The 18635-nt window shown below is 42.3% G+C and carries 11 protein-coding genes; 5 read left to right on the top strand and 6 right to left on the bottom strand.

Annotated elements, in window-relative coordinates; all coding sequences use genetic code 11:
- Nucleotides 1-8: 8 nt before the first annotated feature.
- From AN213_RS09985 to AN213_RS09970, 3 genes are all read right to left on the bottom strand, one after another.
- Entirely contained in the window at nt 9-2453 is a 2445-nt protein-coding gene (locus tag AN213_RS09985) for a glycoside hydrolase family 127 protein (RefSeq protein ID WP_055198534.1), read from the bottom strand.
- Nucleotides 2454-2530: 77 nt separating this feature from the next.
- On the bottom strand, nt 2531-3868 hold the full coding sequence (locus AN213_RS09980; protein ID WP_054562984.1) for an MFS transporter: 1338 nt from the start codon (nt 3866-3868) through the stop codon (nt 2531-2533).
- Between the two features lie 272 nt (nt 3869-4140).
- Entirely contained in the window at nt 4141-6957 is a 2817-nt protein-coding gene (locus AN213_RS09970) for a TonB-dependent receptor (protein WP_055198532.1), read from the bottom strand.
- A gap of 598 nt (nt 6958-7555) precedes the next feature.
- Here AN213_RS09970 and AN213_RS09965 point away from each other — a divergent pair.
- The 5 genes from AN213_RS09965 to AN213_RS09945 all read left to right on the top strand — a co-directional run bounded on the left by AN213_RS09965 (nt 7556) and on the right by AN213_RS09945 (nt 14337).
- On the top strand, nt 7556-8518 hold the full coding sequence (locus tag AN213_RS09965; protein ID WP_054562986.1) for a glycoside hydrolase family 43 protein: 963 nt from the start codon (nt 7556-7558) through the stop codon (nt 8516-8518).
- Nucleotides 8519-8872: 354 nt separating this feature from the next.
- Nucleotides 8873-12316, top strand: a complete 3444-nt coding sequence (locus tag AN213_RS09960) for a LamG-like jellyroll fold domain-containing protein (protein WP_055020602.1) — start codon at nt 8873-8875, stop codon at nt 12314-12316.
- Between the two features lie 52 nt (nt 12317-12368).
- Entirely contained in the window at nt 12369-12866 is a 498-nt protein-coding gene (locus AN213_RS09955) for a hypothetical protein (protein WP_236702908.1), read from the top strand.
- 466 nt (nt 12867-13332) lie between these two features.
- A complete protein-coding gene (locus AN213_RS09950; RefSeq protein WP_054562990.1) occupies nt 13333-13767 on the top strand; it encodes a DUF4019 domain-containing protein in 435 nt (144 codons plus the stop codon).
- A 174-nt stretch (nt 13768-13941) separates the two neighbouring features.
- Nucleotides 13942-14337, top strand: coding sequence for a DUF4019 domain-containing protein (locus AN213_RS09945; protein WP_055198529.1), 396 nt, complete (start codon nt 13942-13944; stop codon nt 14335-14337).
- Between the two features lie 384 nt (nt 14338-14721).
- Here the strand turns inward: AN213_RS09945 and AN213_RS09935 are convergent, their stop codons facing one another.
- The 3 genes from AN213_RS09935 to AN213_RS09925 all read right to left on the bottom strand — a co-directional run bounded on the left by AN213_RS09935 (nt 14722) and on the right by AN213_RS09925 (nt 18551).
- Complete coding sequence (locus AN213_RS09935; RefSeq protein WP_235576231.1) at nt 14722-16671, bottom strand: RICIN domain-containing protein; 1950 nt, start codon at nt 16669-16671, stop codon at nt 14722-14724.
- Between the two features lie 12 nt (nt 16672-16683).
- Nucleotides 16684-17895, bottom strand: coding sequence for an aldose epimerase family protein (locus AN213_RS09930; protein ID WP_055198524.1), 1212 nt, complete (start codon nt 17893-17895; stop codon nt 16684-16686).
- Nucleotides 17896-17966: 71 nt separating this feature from the next.
- Nucleotides 17967-18551: an HAD family phosphatase gene (locus AN213_RS09925; protein WP_055020604.1), complete on the bottom strand. Its 585-nt coding sequence runs from the start codon at nt 18549-18551 to the stop codon at nt 17967-17969.
- Nucleotides 18552-18635 lie beyond the last annotated feature (84 nt).

Below are 18635 nucleotides of genomic sequence, written 5' to 3'. Positions count from 1 at the left end.
CCAACTCTTTATTGTGCGTTGATTAAACGAATACCATAGATACCACCGGCAACAGAATCTTTGTCGGCAGTAAAACGTAAGGTCAACGTTTTCGACTTTTTCATTGCTTCTGTTAATGGGTAATCAATGGTGTAGAACTCATCCGTTGGTTTACCTACAGGCAAACTAACTGCAGCTAATTGCTCACCATTTAAATTAATAGAGAAATGACGATCTACATCGCCAATAAAATAGCGAACACGCAAAGCAACCGCTTTTTGTTCTGGGTTATTAAGCTGATATTCAAACCAACCTGTCGCATCGCGCCAGTGATGACCATTATTAACACCTGCACGGGTTCCTTCACCTTTAAAATCGTGTTCGACTTCAGGTTGTTGCTCACCCGGCGTAATTTGATCAACGGTTAATAAACGAAGTTTCTCTTTCGCTTGCTCAGCCGCTTTTGCATCGGCAACAAATTGCGTGAACTCTGCTTCGCTTTGCTGAGGCCAATACACTTGATAGCGACTATCGTGTAAGCGGAAGAACGGAATTAGCTCTGTGCTCTTAGTGTTATCGATACCTTGCTTGGCAATCGCCACATTTTTATCGGCGATAAATGCGAGCTCTTGGCCCGGTTTACGAGTGAGATCGGCAATAAATTTTTCTGGCTCACTCAGCATGATTGGAAGAGCCTCTGGCGGACAAGTTGGCCCAGCGGCGATGTGGCCCATGCGGCTATTGTCAGCAACAAAGTTAAGCTGCTCATTTGCAAATGCTTGTACTTTGGTAGCCATTACAACAGGCCCATACATCACAGAGTAATAATGCTGACCATCAGGTAGCTGCTCAGTATAAAGCTTAGGACTAAGTTCAAAGGCAAGCTTATCACCGCTTTGCCAAGCATGGCTGATACTGTAGTAACCATCTTTTTCGGTTGCGCTTACAGCTTGTCCATTTAAAGTAAAGCTCAGCTCACCTTGCTGCCAAGACGGTTTACGAATATGAATCACCGACTCAGTGCTTTGCCCCTCAGACAAACGATTCACGGTCAGTGAGACCTTGTTATCATCTGGGAACTGGCTTTCTTGCGTGATTTGCAAACCCTGCTGTTGCCAGTTTAACGTGCTAGGTATAAACAAGTTTACCCAAAGCTCTTTACCGGTATTGCTATAAATCAGCTCACCATATTTGCTGTGATTCTCAATACCTGAGCCTACACAACACCACATTGAATCTTGCACTGACGAATACATACGGTAATGCCCAGGGCGCATTGAGGTAAAGTAAACAAGACCGCCATGCTCTGGGTGTTGTGACGATAAAATATGGTTATATGTGGCGCGCTCATAATAGTCTAAATAACGCGTATCACCGGTTTTTAAAAATAATAACTTACTAAGTTTCATCATGTTGTAAGTGTTGCAGGTTTCTGGGCCTTCAACATCTTCAACCATTGGCGTGAAGTCACTTTTATCATGAAAATGCTCACGTACCGAGTTACCGCCAATTGATACTGAGCGCTCTTGGCTGACTGTTTTCCAGAAAAAGTCAGCACCTTTCTGCCATGCTTTATCATCGCTGGCATTTGCTACTTTCAACATGCCAATAATTTTTGGAATTTGCGTATTTGCATGCAGGCCAGTTAACTTATCTTCTTTGTGTAATAAGGGTTCAATAATGATGTTATGAGAGAACTGACGGGCTAGTTTTAAGTAACGCTCATCGTCACTAATAAAGTACATATCAGCAAACACATCATTTAAGCCACCATGCTCTGAATACAGCATTTGTTGAACTTGTTCATCAGTTAGCTTAGCAGTGGTCGCTAAGAACCATTCACCTAACTTAAATAGCATTTGTTTGGCTTTATCACTGCCAGCAACGTCGTATGCATCACGCAAGCCATGGAAGATTTTATCGATGTTATAAAGCGGCACCCAGCGGTCATTTAAGCTGAATAAATCGGCTTTGATTTCACCTTTTTCAATCTGCTGCCACATTTCATCGCCATTTGGGATACCGCCTAAGTAACCACCAGTGGCTTGCTGGGCGCGATCCAGCTCGCTTAGCATATAATCTAAACGCTGCTTTAATTCTTCGTCACCTGTGGCTGCCCACGCAAGGCTTAAGGCTGAAAGATAATGACCGCCAATATGGCCATCAAGGCCAGTACTTTCCCAGTTGCCATAGTTAGGCGCTTTTGGCTCAAGACCTGCTTCACGCAGATAAGGAGCAAGCAGCTGATCAGGATGAAGAGCTAATAAATAACGCACATTCGTTTGCTGCGCATGTAAAAATGGGCTGGCGCTTAAACTTACTTGATTTAGGGCAAATAAATGTTGTTCGCTGGTATGTTCAGCATGCTCCACTGAAGCGGCTTGTTTACTGTCTGTTGGCATTTCACTGCAACCGCTAACAGTTAATATTGCAGCGCAAACGCTTGCTAAATAGCTAACCTTGAATGTGTTCATACTGTTGTCTCCCAGCGAATTATTATTTTAAAGAGCAAAGCGCACACACTTATTTAGTGTGTGCGTTTAAAGAGTGGTTATTTTGGTAGGCGCTTATGAATAACCATATCCGTATAGTACTCATCGGTAATTTTGTATTTTTTCAAAATCAGACCTAGTAAGGCGTGGAAAACACCCGGAATGATAGTTAGCATCAGTGCTAAGCCCATAAGGGTAAATTCAGTTTGCTCAACGTTAGGCTTGTACTCAAAAAATGCCAGTAATAAACCACCCGCTAAGCCCGCTAAACCGCCCCCGGCTTTTTGGCAGAATGAAATACCACCAAATGATAGACCCGATGCACGAACGCCGTCTTTAATTTCACCGTAATCAACGGCTTCAGCAATTGCAGACCAGAACACTGGCGCATGTAAATCAACCACAAATGACAAGATGATATAAAGCACAAACGCCGTCATCACATCGCCAGGCTGCACTACAAAGTACATTAGTAATGAAATAAATAGCACTGCAATTTGTGATTGACGGAATAGCTTCATTTTACAGTAGCGCTGGGTGATCCACGTACTTGCCACCATTGAGACAATAGATGCTGCAATACCTGCACTGGTAAAGGCACCTGCTAAATCTGGTACACCTAAGTAATAGGTTGCGTAATACATAGCAACACTGCCACGAATCGCATAGCCAAGCGTACCAAGCACACATGCTGCACACAGTAGTAACCATTGATCGTTTTTAATAAGTACTTTTAATTGCGTAAGTACGCCTTCGGTTTGTGGCTCATGGGTAATACGTTCGCGAGTAGTAAAGAAGCAAAACAAAAATAGTGCTACGGCACATGCCGATACCAATGCCATTGCCAGTTTATAACCATACGACAAGCTGCCATCTCCCCAATATGAGGCAAGTAGCGGCACTGAAAATACGATCACTACATTGGCAATCTTAGCGAAGAACATACGGTAGCCATTGGCTGACAAACGCTCTTTAGGATCGGCAGTTAATACACCAATGTAAGAGATATAAGGAATAGCAACACCGGTAAACATCAAGGTCGCAAACAAGTAAGTGGCATAAGCCCACGCTAACTTCATGTTGTAGTCGAAATCAGGCGTGGTAAATAACAGTACGACCGACAAACCATATGGAACAGATAAAAATAAGAACCAGTGACGGAACTGACCCCAACGGGTTTTCACTTTGTCGGTGATCACCCCCATTAATGGATCGGTAAAGGCATCAACAAAACGCGCCACTAAGAACAACACACCCATATCAACCGGATCAAGCCCGTAGATATCGGTGTAAAAGAAAGACATAAAATAGAATAACGCTGCAACCATGACATTTACTGCCATGTCGCCGGCGCCAAAGCCGACCTTTTCTACAACGGATAACTTTTGAGATTCCATACAACAACACCCTAATTGGTCAATAATGAGCCGCCGCTCACTATTTCAAGCAATGCTAAAAAGCTTTCAACATTGCGTATCAAATAAATTTATAGCCCTAGATATTACACAGCTTGGCCATTGCGTTCGTTATTTTTGTAAATTTAATGCTAATCTAATTAATAGTATTATCATACTTATTAAATCGCAACTCTTTTCGACCGATGGTTTGGTTTATAAAAACCAATAAAAAACCCCAGCAGAGCCGGGGTTTTTAGGTCTATAAAAGAAATTTAGAAAGAATAACGTGCACCTAGTGCGAATGTACGTGAGTAGATACCGTTACCAAAGTTAAATAGGTTGTCGTTACCTTCACCGTAGTAGCTCTGATATACGTCATCTAGGATGTTCGTTGCATCAAAAGTAACCACTAAATCATCATTCACATTGTAGCTAAATTGGAAGTCTAAGCTTTGCTCTGGACGATTCCAGAATTGAATCGGGTTAGCAAAGATTGCCGCTTCGTTACCTGTGTAGAACTCAGAACGCCATACATATGATAAACGCATGTCGAATGAATCACGCTCGTAGATACCTACGATGCTGTACGATTCATCAGAAACACCTGCCATTTGTGAATCAACATAACCAGAAATTTCACCTAACTCATTGAATTCAGGTGTATCTTGCTCTGAGTCAAGCATGGTGTAGCTTGCTTGCACACCAAAGCCGTTTAAGTACTCTGGTAAGTTTTCTGGGAAGTAAACTAAACCAACTTCTAAACCAGACAGTTCACCGTTTGAAGCATTCACTGGTGCACTTAATACATATGGGCGTGTTACGCCATCATCGCCTTCGCGCACAACTTGCTTACGACCCGCAACAACTAAGCCTTCTATTTCACGCTTAAAGTAAGCCGCGTAAAGTGAGCTTGTATCTGCGAAGTACCATTCAAGTGATACGTCGTAGTTCTTTGATTCTGTTGGTTTAAGATCTGGGTTACCACCATTACCTGTACCGTAGGTAGCACCTTCTGTTAAAGGATCGTACCAGTATTGCAGCGCGTTTAAGTCAGCAAAGTTAGGCATACGTAATGTTTCTGTGTACGCTACACGGCCCACTACATCATCAGTGATGTTCCAGTTAAGTACTAAGCTTGGTAGTAATGCGCTGCTATCAGCACTTGCTGAGCTTTCTTCAAATACATTTGAGTTCATGCCGCCAGACTCAGCAACAAAGTCCATATCTTGCTCGTAGCTTACATAACGTAAACCAAACTCACCGCTAATATCTTCCGTTAAGAAGAAGTTAGTTGTGGCATATAGCGCGTATGAGTTTTCTTCGATATCAAATGTTTTGTATACATCTTCAGCCTCAAGGCCATATACGCTACGAACAGCATCGCCGTTATCAAGCATGTAGCCACCGTCAGCAGTTACAAAGCTGTCGAATACGTCAGCACGGCCATCGAAATAATCATCAACTTGGAACACAATACCAGAACCATCACCTGCTGCACCCGCTGCTGCTAGCTGCTCAATTAAGCTAGCCACAGATGTGTTTGCAATACCAGTATCTTGACCACGTGTGTACTCTTGCGCAGTTCGTTTTTCGTAGCGACCACCGAATTTCACTTTATCAAAATAAGTACCACCAATTAGGTATTCAGCATCAAATGTGAATGTTAGTGCATCGCCGGCATTACCACCGCCATTGTCATAAATAGTACCTGCATTCCAGTTTTCGATAGCAGCCATATCTGCTTCGTTTACCGCTGTGTTTGGATCATCCCAAAACGCGATGCCTGGTACGCCGTCTTTATCATTAAAATCAACGTCAAGACCCGTCGCTACACGATCAAAACGCATTGCGAAGAAATCTGTTTCGTACTCACTGTCTTGGTAAACAACTTCTGTATTAATGGTTAGGTAATCGCTTGCTAGCCACTCTGCACCTAGCGCATATAAGTAGCTATCTGTTTTACCATATGAAAAGTCACCACTTTGGAAACCGCCAGCGCCAATCGCTTGCTTTTCTTTAACTACGTTAGTGCCATCAAACACAGTTGGTGTTTCAATGAAGCCGTTACCGTTTTCAAACGTATTTGAGAACCACATCGCGTTTTGCGATTCGTTTTCGTAACCTGTGTAGAAACCTTCAGCTGTGATTTCTAGGGTTTCATCTGGTGCCCACTGTAAAGATACAGACGCTGCCGGGCGCTTACGAAGACCGGTGAATGAAGTACCAAAAATAGCATCACGTGCTAATAGGTATTCAGTTGGCTCACCATTTACGTCTAAAGTAGAACCAGCCGCAGTAGGTAGACCTAACTCAGTACCTTGAGTCCAGAATTCATTTGGAACACGTGAATACGGTGAGTAGTTGTACTGTGGTTTATCAGTAAAGAATGGGAATGCAGCACCCGCTGTGATGGTGTCATCGCGGTAATGTGTTTCAGCATAAGAAATATTGAAAAGTGCACCAAATTCACCAGCGCCGTCGATTTCCCAACGGTTAGAGAGTAATGCACTAATATTTGGATCAACTTCATCTGGTTGATCTGAGTAAATCGCACGTGCCGCTAAAACAACTTTTTCACCTTCGAAGTTGAAAGGACGGTGAGTTTTAATATCAATCGCACCTGCGATACCGCGTTCGATTTGGTCCGCCGAACGGGTTTTATAAACTGTTACGCCTGAAAGTAAACTTGCAGGAATGTCTTGCAGCGCCACATCACGACCCGCACCTGTAAAGATAGCGCGACCATTAACTGTGGTATTAACATCAGTAAGACCACGGATTGAAACCGCGCTTACTTCACCAGCACCACGGCCTGTTGTTTGTACACCTGTCACACGTTGTAGTGCTTCAACCACGTTGTTATCAGGGAATTTACCAATATCTTCAGCAACAATTGCATCCACGATTTGAACGCTTGCACGTTTTTCATCTAACGCTTTGTTTAAACTGCCGCGAATACCTGATACTTGAATAACTTCCATCTCATCGACGTTATTCTCAGGAGTGTTTGGTGCTTCCTCCTGTGCAAAAGCAAATTGACAGGTAAATGCCATAACTACAGCACTGGCTATGTGTGTTCTTTTAAACATAAGCGGTGTTCTCCAAATTATAGTTATATCGGTCCGCTGAACTTTCCCCATTCAGTTACCGAAGAGTGACCACTGCATTGTGCATCGTGTGTTGTCAAAACGGTGCGCGAGTGTGTCTATATTTTTATGTTAATACATTGCTGCCTGAACTTTAATCATATTGTATGATTATTTAACAGTCAACTCAAAAAGCCAAATTAAAATAACTGCCATTATGTTTACAAAAAACTTTGCAATTATAACATGTTACAAACTCAAAGCATGCTGCGTTTTTGTTTTGGGAATTCATTAAGACCCATTATTATCAGCCACTTAGCGATTATTCGTTTGCTTGTTTTAATTTGTCTTTCACTCATCCAGAGCAACAAAAAAGGCTAACAAGTTATTTACCCAGCGTATTTTGATGCTACTATGATTAAAATACAATAATACAATATAGAGTTATTTTTTGCTGCACTTTTACTGGTTTGTTTCGATGTAAACAATCAGTTACTCAGTATAATCAGGCATACACAGTGTATTATCTGGTCACTTAGAGCGAGTTCTGGGTAGAAAAAGCTGCAGTTCAAACAACAATTATTAGTTACTAAGGACACTCATGAAGAAATTGAAAGCGTTGGCGCTACCATTACTTTTTTCGAGCAGCTTAGCTGTTGCACAAAACCCATTATTCACCGATGTATTTACTGCAGACCCTGCTGCACTTGTTCACAATGACACCGTATACCTTTATACAGGCCATGATGAAGCACCTAATAATGATGTGTTTTTTGAAATGCATGACTGGTTAGCCTTTTCATCAACAGATATGGTGAACTGGAAAAAGCACGGCCCAATCATGAAAGCAACAGACTTTAAATGGGCTAAAGGCGAAGCATGGGCTTCACACATGATTGAGCGTGATGGCACTTTCTACTTCTTTACAACCGTTCGTCACAACGACACAAAACCAGGTTTTGCAATTGGTGTTGCAACTTCTAAATCACCAACAGGTCCATTTAAAGATGCAATTGGTCACGCACTGGTTACCGATGATATGACCAAACATACGCCAAATGATTGGGACGACATCGACCCTGCTATTTATACAGAAGAAAACGGCGATACTTACATGTTCTTTGGTAACTTAATGCCAAAATACGTAAAGCTAAGCGACGATTTACTGTCTCTTGATGGTGAAATTAAAACGCTAGACTTACCAAACTTTACCGAAGCGTTATGGGTTCATAAGAAAAACGACAACTACTATGTATCGTACGCATGTGAGTTCCCTGAGAAGATCTGTTATGCCATGAGCAAAAGCATTCATGGCCCGTGGGAATATAAAGGTATCTTGAATGAGATCGCAGGTAACAGCGAAACCAACCACCAATCAATCATCGAATACAAAGGTAAAGACTACTTTATTTACCATACTGGTGCCGTACCACCAATTGATGGCAAACCAAGTGGCGGGCGTTTTCGCCGTTCAGTGGCGATTGAGCCGCTTTATTACAACGAAGATGGCACACTTAAACGTATTATCATGACCACTGAAGGTCTAAGTAAACAAGACAAGTAATCTCAAAAAGGGCTCTTTAAGAGCCCTTTTTAGTGCTCAAATGTAATACAAATAAACAAATTTACCGGGAAATCCTCACTTTCAGATAAGCAAAAAACTTCTCTAATAGAGCAAAAACAGCGAAAAAAACGCCAAAACTGGCAACTTGAAAAAATTAAAATCACGCTGTACATATTGTAAACACTGACACTTCGTGTTTACATATCAATTACCTTTGCAAAAGTATTTGCACATTTTAAATCGTACTATAAAATTACAATACTACGTTCTTATTAGTTTGATATAGGCACGCGGCAATTTTATTGACAACAATCGAATAAAAAAATGAATCCCAGTTTCAAGAGGACACATAAAATGAAATTAAATAAATTAGCCATGGTCATAGCCTGCTCTTTGGCTGTTACAGGTTGTGGCAAAGAAGATGGTACTAAGCTTGACACAGCACCAGCGGTTGCCGACCCGCAAAGTGCGAAACCGACAGTAAGCAGCAGTGTTGAATACACTGAATCAGGTAGCGTAATGGTTACCAATGTAAGCGTGCACGATCCTTCTGTCGTTAAAGTTGACGACACTTATTATATTTTTGGTTCACACCTTGCTGCCGCTAAATCAACAGATCTCTTGAACTGGGAAATGATTTCTTCGCCTTCTGTTTTAAGAATAGACGGACAAGATGTATTACAAGTTAATGAAAGTCCGTTATTTGATTACAATTACTTAGAAGAAATTGCCGAAGGCGTTGAGTGGACCGATGGTTACCCAAGCAACTGGGCTGCCGATGTAATTCAATCACCAAATGGTAAGTTTTGGTTTTACTATAATAGCTGCGGACAAGACAATACCAACACAGCCGACATAACCAATGATCAAGTTTGTTGGGACCGCGGTTATTTAGGATTAGCTGAAGCTGACAATATCGAAGGTCCGTATACAAACAAAGGTATTTTCCTGCGCAGCGGTTATCGTACAGAAGCGGAGTTTGCTGCATATCCACTTGATAATGGCCAAACGACATATGATGGTGGCATAGATCCAAATGTCATCGATCCGGCTGCATTCTATGACACAGACGGCAAACTTTGGATGGTTTACGGTTCTCATCATGGTGGTATTTTTATTCTGGCTATGGACGAAGAAACAGGTATGCCAGAAGCCGGTCAAGGTTATGGAAAACACCTTCTTGGTGGCGCCGGGCGCTTCATTGAAGGCGCTTTCGTAATGTACAGCCCAGAAAGTGAATATTACTACTTATTTTATTCTACGGGTGGCCTTGACTTAAACGGCGGTTACAACATCCGCGTTGCTCGTTCTAAAACACCAGATGGCCCTTACCTAGATAACGCAGGTAACGACATTGCGACAGTAGGCGGCTTAGAAGTTGGTGAAAAACTAATGGGTGGCTTTGAGTACACGCAAGAACTTGGCGAAACAGCACCTGCATGGGGTTATCAATCACCAGGTCATAACTCTGCTTACTACGATGAAGCAACTGGTCGTCACTTGTTAATCACGCATACGCGTTTTCCACAAACGTCTACTGAGTTTCCTGAAAATACTGAAGCACACCAAGTTCGTGTACATGAAATGTTTATTAACTCATTAGGTTGGCCTATGGCTTCACCACAGCGCTATGTACCGCTTGAAGGCAATAACATGGTGGTTGCTGATGAACTTTACGGTTATTACAAATTTATCAGTCATGGCACTGATGTAAATACAGATGCGATTCGTTCAATGCATATTGCACTAAACGAAGATCACTCAGTAACCGGTGATGATCCAGGTATCTGGTACATGATTGATGACTCAAATATTAAACTTGAGTTAGATTCTGGTACTTACTTTGGCGTGGCTAAATGGCAATGGGATGATGCAACTAAAGCAATGGCTGTAACTGTATCAGCTACATCAAGCGAAGGCGCTACCATTTGGGCAAGTAAACGTGATGAAATTACGGATACTGCAAACGTGCTGGGCACTGTTCAAGAAGCGCTAGATATTAAAACTGAATTATCAATTGCTGACGAAGGCTACTCATTACCAACCAAAGGTAAAGATGGTGCTGTAATTAACTGGGAAAGTAGTGATGAATACTACATCACCAGTGAAGGATCAGTATTTATTCCAACGCCAGATCGCGGTGATAAAGCAGTTACTTTAACTGCTAATATCTCTTTAAACGGCGAGAGCATCACTAAGACATTTAATGTAAATCTAGAAGCACGCCCAGAATTTAAAAATGCGATTGCACACTATGCATTTGAAGAATCACTCAGTGATGGCTTAGGTAACCTAGATGATGCGGGTGTAACAGATAACAACCTATTAAATGTAGGTGCCGGTACAGCTGCATACGCAGAGGGTCAAACAGGCAAAGCATTTAACTTTGATGGTGCAACGGGTGTTCGCTTACCTGATGAGTTAGTAACGGGTGATGAGTACACTATTTCGTATTGGTTTAAGCCAACAGTGCTAACAGATTTCTCTCCAACACTTTTTGCTGCAGCATCAGATGCGCGTTGGATGAGCTTGATCCCAGGTAGTACACACTTTACAACAACACCGATGCTTTGGAGCCGTTATTTAGCTGATGATGGTGCTGAAATGTGGAACCAAATCATTTCTGACTCTCCAGCAGTGATGGATTGGAATCATATTGCCATCACTTATGCTAATGGTACTGCAACACTTTATCGTGATGGAGTGCGTGCAGGTTCGATGCCTCGCCCCGATTTCTTTAGTGAACAAACAGGTAACTTTGCCCTTGGTGTGAACTACGGCTGGGACTTACCTTTCCAAGGTCAAATTGATGAGTTCATCGTCTATGACTACGCACTAAACGGCCTAGACATTAATGGTGCGGCTATCAATAACCTGACAGATCCGACTGAATTTGAGAGCTTCATTACTGATGCGCTTGATTTAGGTGATGTATCGGCAGTACGTGAAAGCTTTGAGTTACCGCGTGTAGGCCCATTTGTATCTGGTATTAGCTGGACGTCAAACAACGAAGAGTACTTAAAACCGGTTAATGGCACAGCTGTTGTGACACAACCTAGCGCCTCTGCTGGCGACCAAGTAGTGACATTAACTGCAACTATTAACTACAAAGACTTTACTGATACTAAGTCATTCGATGTAACCTTAAAATCACTTGCACCTGCTGAATACAGCTTCGAAGGTGACTTAAGTGCATTAAACGGCACATATGCAGCGGGTAAACCAACGGGTGGTTTTATCAACAACACTGGTGGTAACGTAACTTTTGTTGACGGTATCATGGGTCAAGCAGTATTCCTTGAAGGTTCAGGTGTTCGTTTACCGGATAACCTAATCACAACTAATGACTACTCTGTGTCTATGTGGTTAAAACCTGAAACCTTCACTGATTACACTACAGCGTTCTTCGCAGGTGCTAGTGCAGGCTCTTGGTTAAGTTATGTGCCATCTATGGCAGGTACAGGCCTAACTCGTTTATGGGCAAATAACGGTGCCTTCTTCGATAATGCAGAACTAGATAGCCGTATTCCAGCAAAAGAATGGACACATGTTGCATTCACTGTTGATGGTACGAACGGTGATGTGTTGAAGATGTATGTTAACGGTGAATTACAGCTAGAAACCGATGGCTTCCCGCGTGTATTCACGGTTCCTGGTGAAACAAATGAGTTTGCACTCGGTGTTAACTACTGGGATACACCTTATAACGGTGCTATCGATGAACTGAAAATTTTCAACGGTGCGATTAGCGCTGAAGAAGTAAAAGCACTCTTTGATGCAGCTGCTGCACAAGAGTAACAAAGTGAGGTGAGCTGCCTCACCTCAACTATTTGTTGTCTGGAAAGGCCGGGTGAAAACCCGGCTTTTTTCTAAAGCTTTAGTACCCCTTGCCGATACATACATGTCATTCACTTTCATCGCTCTCATTATGGCTATTAACTCATTAGCAAGTGCGTTAACTATCTCAAACGCATATACAGCAGTCAGTAATACCAACTCAAAAGTAGGCTACAAACTCAGCAGCCAAGAGATGAACAAACTCTCTGGTCGTGAAGTAGAGCCCGCTCAAAAAGAAGAAGTATCTAGCGACCTCCCCGCACATATTCGCAAAATGGTTGAGCAACTCGAAAAGCTCAAAGAACAACTCGAACTTGCCAAAGAGCAATTAGCCAAACTGCAAGCGCTCAAAAACCAAGAAGATGAAGCTGTAAAAGTGCAAGTTGAAACGCAGACCAAGATGGTTATGGAAATTCAAACGCAAATAATGACTCTTAGCCAATCAATTAGCGACGCGCTTAAAGAAGCAGGTATCAGCGACCCTGGAGTACTGATGAGCGTGCTGGTGTGATGGAAGCTGTAAGTTTTGAGCTATAAGCTTTAAGTCTCAAGCTTTACTCTTGTCTCTTTCATCTTGCTAACTCCCTTTCATGCTCACTTTACTCTTGCAACTTTACCCTCGCTAACTTCTCTAAAAAAACCCAAAAAAGGGTCCAAAATCCAGTAACTATGCGGGCTCTGAATTATCGAGCACGCAAATACGAAACTTCCTTAGCAGTAAAAATAAGTGCTATTTAGGGTCATTGTCGTTACATTTAGCAGCTGTTAAAACGAATTAATTTGCTCAATAAATCAACAACATAAACTTAACAATTTAATCTACATCGCCACTTTGAGGACTCAGTTGCAAAGATCGTTAAAATAAAAAACAACACTTAAGCCCCACTAAAAAGCCTTCCCTAGTACTTTTTCAGTATAGAAATCAACCAACTCATTCGTATTATGAATTCACCCTATGAACGAAGTGAGGGCGTCTTATGCGTCAAATTTTATTACTTTCTGTAAATGGATTTACGCTACAAAAACTGTTTTTACTGGCATCGTTATTGGTGTGCTTTTTCACCTCAGCTGAAGAAACAAGCCCTATTTCAACAGCGAGAGCATGGTTAACCTTGGTTGATTCTGGAGAATACCACGAGAGCTGGCAGCAAGCTGATCAGGTCTTTCAAAGCACCACGCCCAAAGCTCGCTGGCAAACGGCCTTAAATCAAATACGCGTTCCTTTAGGCCGAGTTATGTCTCGCACCTATTTTGGCACAGCAAAATATGACTCATTACCCGGTCTGCCAAATGGTGAGTATTTAGTGGTCAAGTTTCAAACCGAGTTTATGAATAAAGAGGCAGTAGTTGAAACGCTCAGCCTAAGCAAAGCCGCCGATGGCTGGCATCCATTAGGTTATCTGATCGATTAGTTTAGAGCAGCGCAAAGCGCCCTTGAGTTTTGTGCTGTAAGATTTATCGACAGTTAAAATGCTTATCTGCGGGAAAATAAACCGCACAATTGATGAATAGTATTTATTGTTCGTCGTCGTAACATAAAAACGCTTCAAGACGAATTCAATAAACAACAAGTAAATGGAATTGCTATGAGAAAAATGCTCTTATTGATCACTTTTTTACGCTGCTTTTGTGCAAACGCTGAAGAACTCGAGGTTATAAATCGCGCTAAAAGCTGGCTCGTATTAATTGATAATGGTCAGTATCAGCAAAGCTGGCAGCAAACAGATTCATTATTTAAACAAACAATGCCTCAAAGCAACTGGAGCAAAGCGTTAAAGCAAGTTCGAGTACCACTTGGTAAGGTGATTTTACGTAAGAATTTAAGCCTGATGAATTATGACTCTTTACCCGGAACACCTGATGGTGAATACGTAATCATTCAGTTTCAAAGCCAATTTATGAATAAAGAGCAGGCCATTGAAACAATTAGTCTCAGCAAAAGTAGTGGCCAGTGGCAACCTATCGGTTATTTTATTAATTAGGGGTTATATTTAGGTTTTAGGCTCTAGGTTTTAGGTTCTAGGTTCTAGGATTGCATTGTAGAACGGCTTTAGCCGTGAAGATTATGTGATGGACAAAATTCGGCACTAAAGTACCTCCTACGTGGGGTTTTATATGCAATGCAGAGGCATGAGAAGGTTTTGATGGATTATGTTGGGTTTCGCTTCGCTCAAAACAACCGCACCGCTCAGCTTGGAACTTTACTCTCGTTAACTTTACCCTCGTTAACTTTACCCTCGTTAACTTTTTACCCTCGCTAACTTTACCCTCGCTAACTTTACCCTCGCTAACTTGCAGCTGACAGCTATAAAAAAAGCCACTCATAAATGAAGTGGCTTTGGTTGAGTCGATTTTTTACTTATAACTTAATTTGGTTCACGCAGATGGAACACTTGGCACTTGTTACCTAAATCAGGTTGTTGTGCGAAGTTAGTGTTTTCAGCTAAACCACAGTTACTTAAACCAAGCGCTTGTTTTGTGTAGCGGTTGATAAGCATCACACCACCACCTTCTACTGGAGCAATGCGCCACTGTGCTGTTTTCGCTGCACAAGAAGCCATCTCTACGTTGGCACCTGGTACTAAGGCGTTATCAGCTACCGCAGCACAGAACTCGCTGTCAGCGCTTTGTTTAAGGCTTACATAGCCTGTATCAGTTGGTGTGAAGAACCATTGCTGTGCATCTTTATGCGTGTAAGCTTGTTGCTCAACATTAGTACCCGCTTTAACCGTATCTGCTACGCTAAGTGCTTTACCACTTTGTTGGCTTAATACTACAACACTACCCATAGGGCGTAATTGCCAGTCGCCACACGCAGTTGCGTCGCTTTGTTGTAAAACCGCTTGGTTTTGTGCAGCAGAACAACCAGCAACCGCTAATGGTTTGCCTGTGTAACGGTTAGTAATAGATACATTACCATCTGTGCTTGGTGCTACTTTCCATTGCTGGCAGAAGTTATTACGCCATGCTGCAGATTGTACTTTAGCGTTATCTGCGTCATTACAGCTTTCAAGCTCTAAGAACTTGCTGTCTTCACGGTTAGCTAAACGAACAAAACCATCTGTTGTTGCATCAATAACCCATTGACCATTGGTGCTTGCACACTGACGTTGCACAGCACGTGCATCTTGTGGATCAGCTGCGATGTCTAAACATAAGCCACTTGTTGCATTCACTAATTGATAGCGCTGACCTTGTACTCGCGTTACCAGTGGACCGTATTCACCTGATGGCGGAGCTACCTCAACGCCTGGTGTTAATGGTTTACCAAAGCTTGGCGTGCCATCGTCGTTCCAAGTAAATTTTTGCGCACGTAATGAACGAGTCGCACTACAACCGTGCTCTACCGAATCATTACCGTGATAAACTAACCAATCTTCGGTGCCATCTGGCGATGTGAAAAAGCCGTTGTGACCAGGCCCAAACACTTCTTCTGTACGCTCAAATACTGGCTTGTCGTATTTTTTCCAGCTGCTCGCTTTAAGTGGGTCGTCACCAACAAGCTCAAGCATACCTAGTTTGTAATCTGGAGTGTTACAGAAGCTTGCTGAGTACGTCATAAACGTACGACCATTGTGCTGTAAAATTTCAGCGCCTTCAGTTACTTTACGACCACTGATTTCCCAATCTAGCTCAGGACGGGTAATCACCGTATGCGGTGAGTTCTCTTTCAGTGTCCATGGATCTTCCATTTCAGCAATAATGTTTAATTGCTGATCGCCTTGCCATTGTGAGTAGATCACATATAGCTTGTCTTTGTATGTTAGGTAGTTACCGTCGATGTTCCATACGTTAGGCATTAATGCGCCCTTGTATTCGTATGGACCCATAGGATCGTCACCAGCACTTTCTAATACGTTTAAGTGTTGGTTATCTAAAGTGCCATCAGTACCAGCTGTATACATCATGTACCAACGGTAGCCGTTTGGCCCTTTTAAGCGGTGGAACTCAAACGCCCAGAAGTTACAACAACGCTCAGGGTTTGAATCAGACCAAACATTGACAGGTGTTGCATCAGCAAGGCCAGCTAGTGTTGGTGATTTACGCATCACTAACTCAGATGTCCATGTTGTTGTGGTTAGGTAATAGTTACCATCCCAGTATTCAAGCCATGGATCGGCGCCATTAGGAAAAAGTGGGTTGGTAAAAATACCATTATCTTGGATTGGCGCTTTTTCTGTGGCTGCCACGTCAGTTTTCTTAGCTGTGTTGTCTTCAGCTGTAGTCTGACAACCAGTCAGTGCACCAAACGACAAGGCAAATACGCTGGCTAAGCCAGCCTTTTGCATTGCGCTTTTAAGCTTTGTTGTTTTCACGATTGTGTTCCTTTATTTTGTACCAAATTCGTACACGATGCGTGTTGAATACACGTCACCCGGTAATAATGTTGTGCTTGGGAACGTTGGCTGATTTGGTGCATCAGGGAAATGCTGTGGCTCTAAACAAAAACCACTTCTGAAATTATGCACTAAGCCAGACGCTTGCTGAGTACTACCGTCTAAGAAGTTACCTGAGTAAAACTGTACAGCAGGCTCTTCTGTGTAAACTGTTAACGTACGGCCAGAATTTGCTTCGTAAACCGTCGCTGCTTCAATAAGTTCATTGCTTGGCGTGTCTTTAAGCACAAAGTTATGGTCATAACCTTTACCAAGTTTCAGTTGTTCGTTGCTAGCTTTGATATCTTGACCGATTGCTTTAGCTGTACGGAAGTCAAACGGTGTGCCAGCCACATCCATCAACTCACCAGTTGGGATCAAGCCGCCATCCACAGGTGTAATTGCTTTTGAGTTAATTTGCATTTGGTGATCAAGAATGTCGCCTTTACCCGCTAGGTTGAAGTAGCTGTGTTGCGTCATATTGATGATGGTAGGCTTGCTTGTTGTAGCAATAAACTGCATATCTAACGTATTGTTGTTCGTTAGCGTGTAAGTTACTTCAGTCGTCACTTCACCCGGGTAGCCTTGGTCGCCATCAGGGCTCACTAAGCTTAAGGTAACACCAGCACTGTTTTGCGTCGTGAACGGTGTCATGTTCCACACTTTTTTATCGAAACCTTGCACACCACCATGTAAGTGGTTGTCACCATCGTTAGTTGCTAATTGGTATTCAGTGCCATTTAACGTGAATTTACCGTTTGCGATACGGTTACCAAAACGACCGATGATTGCACCGTAGTAAGTTGTCGCTTTTGTGTATGCTTCTAGGTTATCTAAACCCAGTACAATATTACCCATTTCGCCTTTTGCATCAGGTGTTTCAATACGCGTAATAATGCCGCCATAGTTGATTACATCAACGCTAATACCATTGCTGTTAGTCAGCGTTACTTGATTAACCGGCGTTTGATCAGCCAGTACGCCATAGGCCGTCATTGATGCTGAAGGGGAAGTAGTCATATTGTCTCCTTGATGAGCACAAGCTGGTGTAAGGGCAATCCCACATGTCACCAACAATGCATAAAGCCCGCGCGACTTTTTCGTGTTCGAACTGGCTGTTTGATGAGTTGTTTTTAAACCTTGGAAAACACATTGCAATGACATATGAATAACCTTTTTGTAATTGTATTTATAGTTTTATAATACAAATAAGGGTATCATTGCAACTTTAATCGCTAAAGTTGAATTTTTCCGTCTTTCACCATGATGCAATCCATTCCAGCACTTTTGGCAGCTTGATAACCAATTTGCGTGTCTTCAAACACCACACATTGGCTTGGCTCAACACCTAATTGCTCTGCTACTTTTAAGAATGTTTCTGGATTTGGCTTGCCTTTACTTACATCACTGGCAGTCACTAACGCACCAATTTTATTTATTAAATTGGTATCAGTTAGATGATCAATTGCATGCTCTCGGTCAGCGCCTGTGCCAACGCCCATAGGCAATACACCATGGTACTTTTCAAGTACTGCGACTGTTTCGTCAATTACTAGCGGTTGGTGCTGTAAATTAACCCAAAACTGGTGTTTATCTTTTGCCACAACTAGAGGGTCGTGTTCTAAACCAAATTTTTCGTTAAGCATTTCAATTGTTTTAACGGTCGGAATGCCACCTAAGCTGTACATGTAGTCGTAATCGAATGGGTAGCCATAGGCTTCGCAAGCTTTTTGCCATGCCTGTAAGTGACTGCCCATTGAGTCAATTAAGGTGCCATCCATATCAAAAATAATGCCTTGGTAGGCGCTTAAATCGATCATATCTACTCCTAAAATGTTTCGCTTCACAATAGCATAAGCCAGCGAAGAGCGAGGCTCATCACTGGCTTAATCGACAACAAAATT

The sequence above is a fragment of the Pseudoalteromonas sp. P1-8 genome, assembly GCF_001399985.1.
Classification (GTDB): domain Bacteria; phylum Pseudomonadota; class Gammaproteobacteria; order Enterobacterales; family Alteromonadaceae; genus Pseudoalteromonas.
The sequence above is the reverse complement of the archived record's forward strand: the minus strand, read 5'-3'. Positions and strand labels throughout refer to the sequence as shown.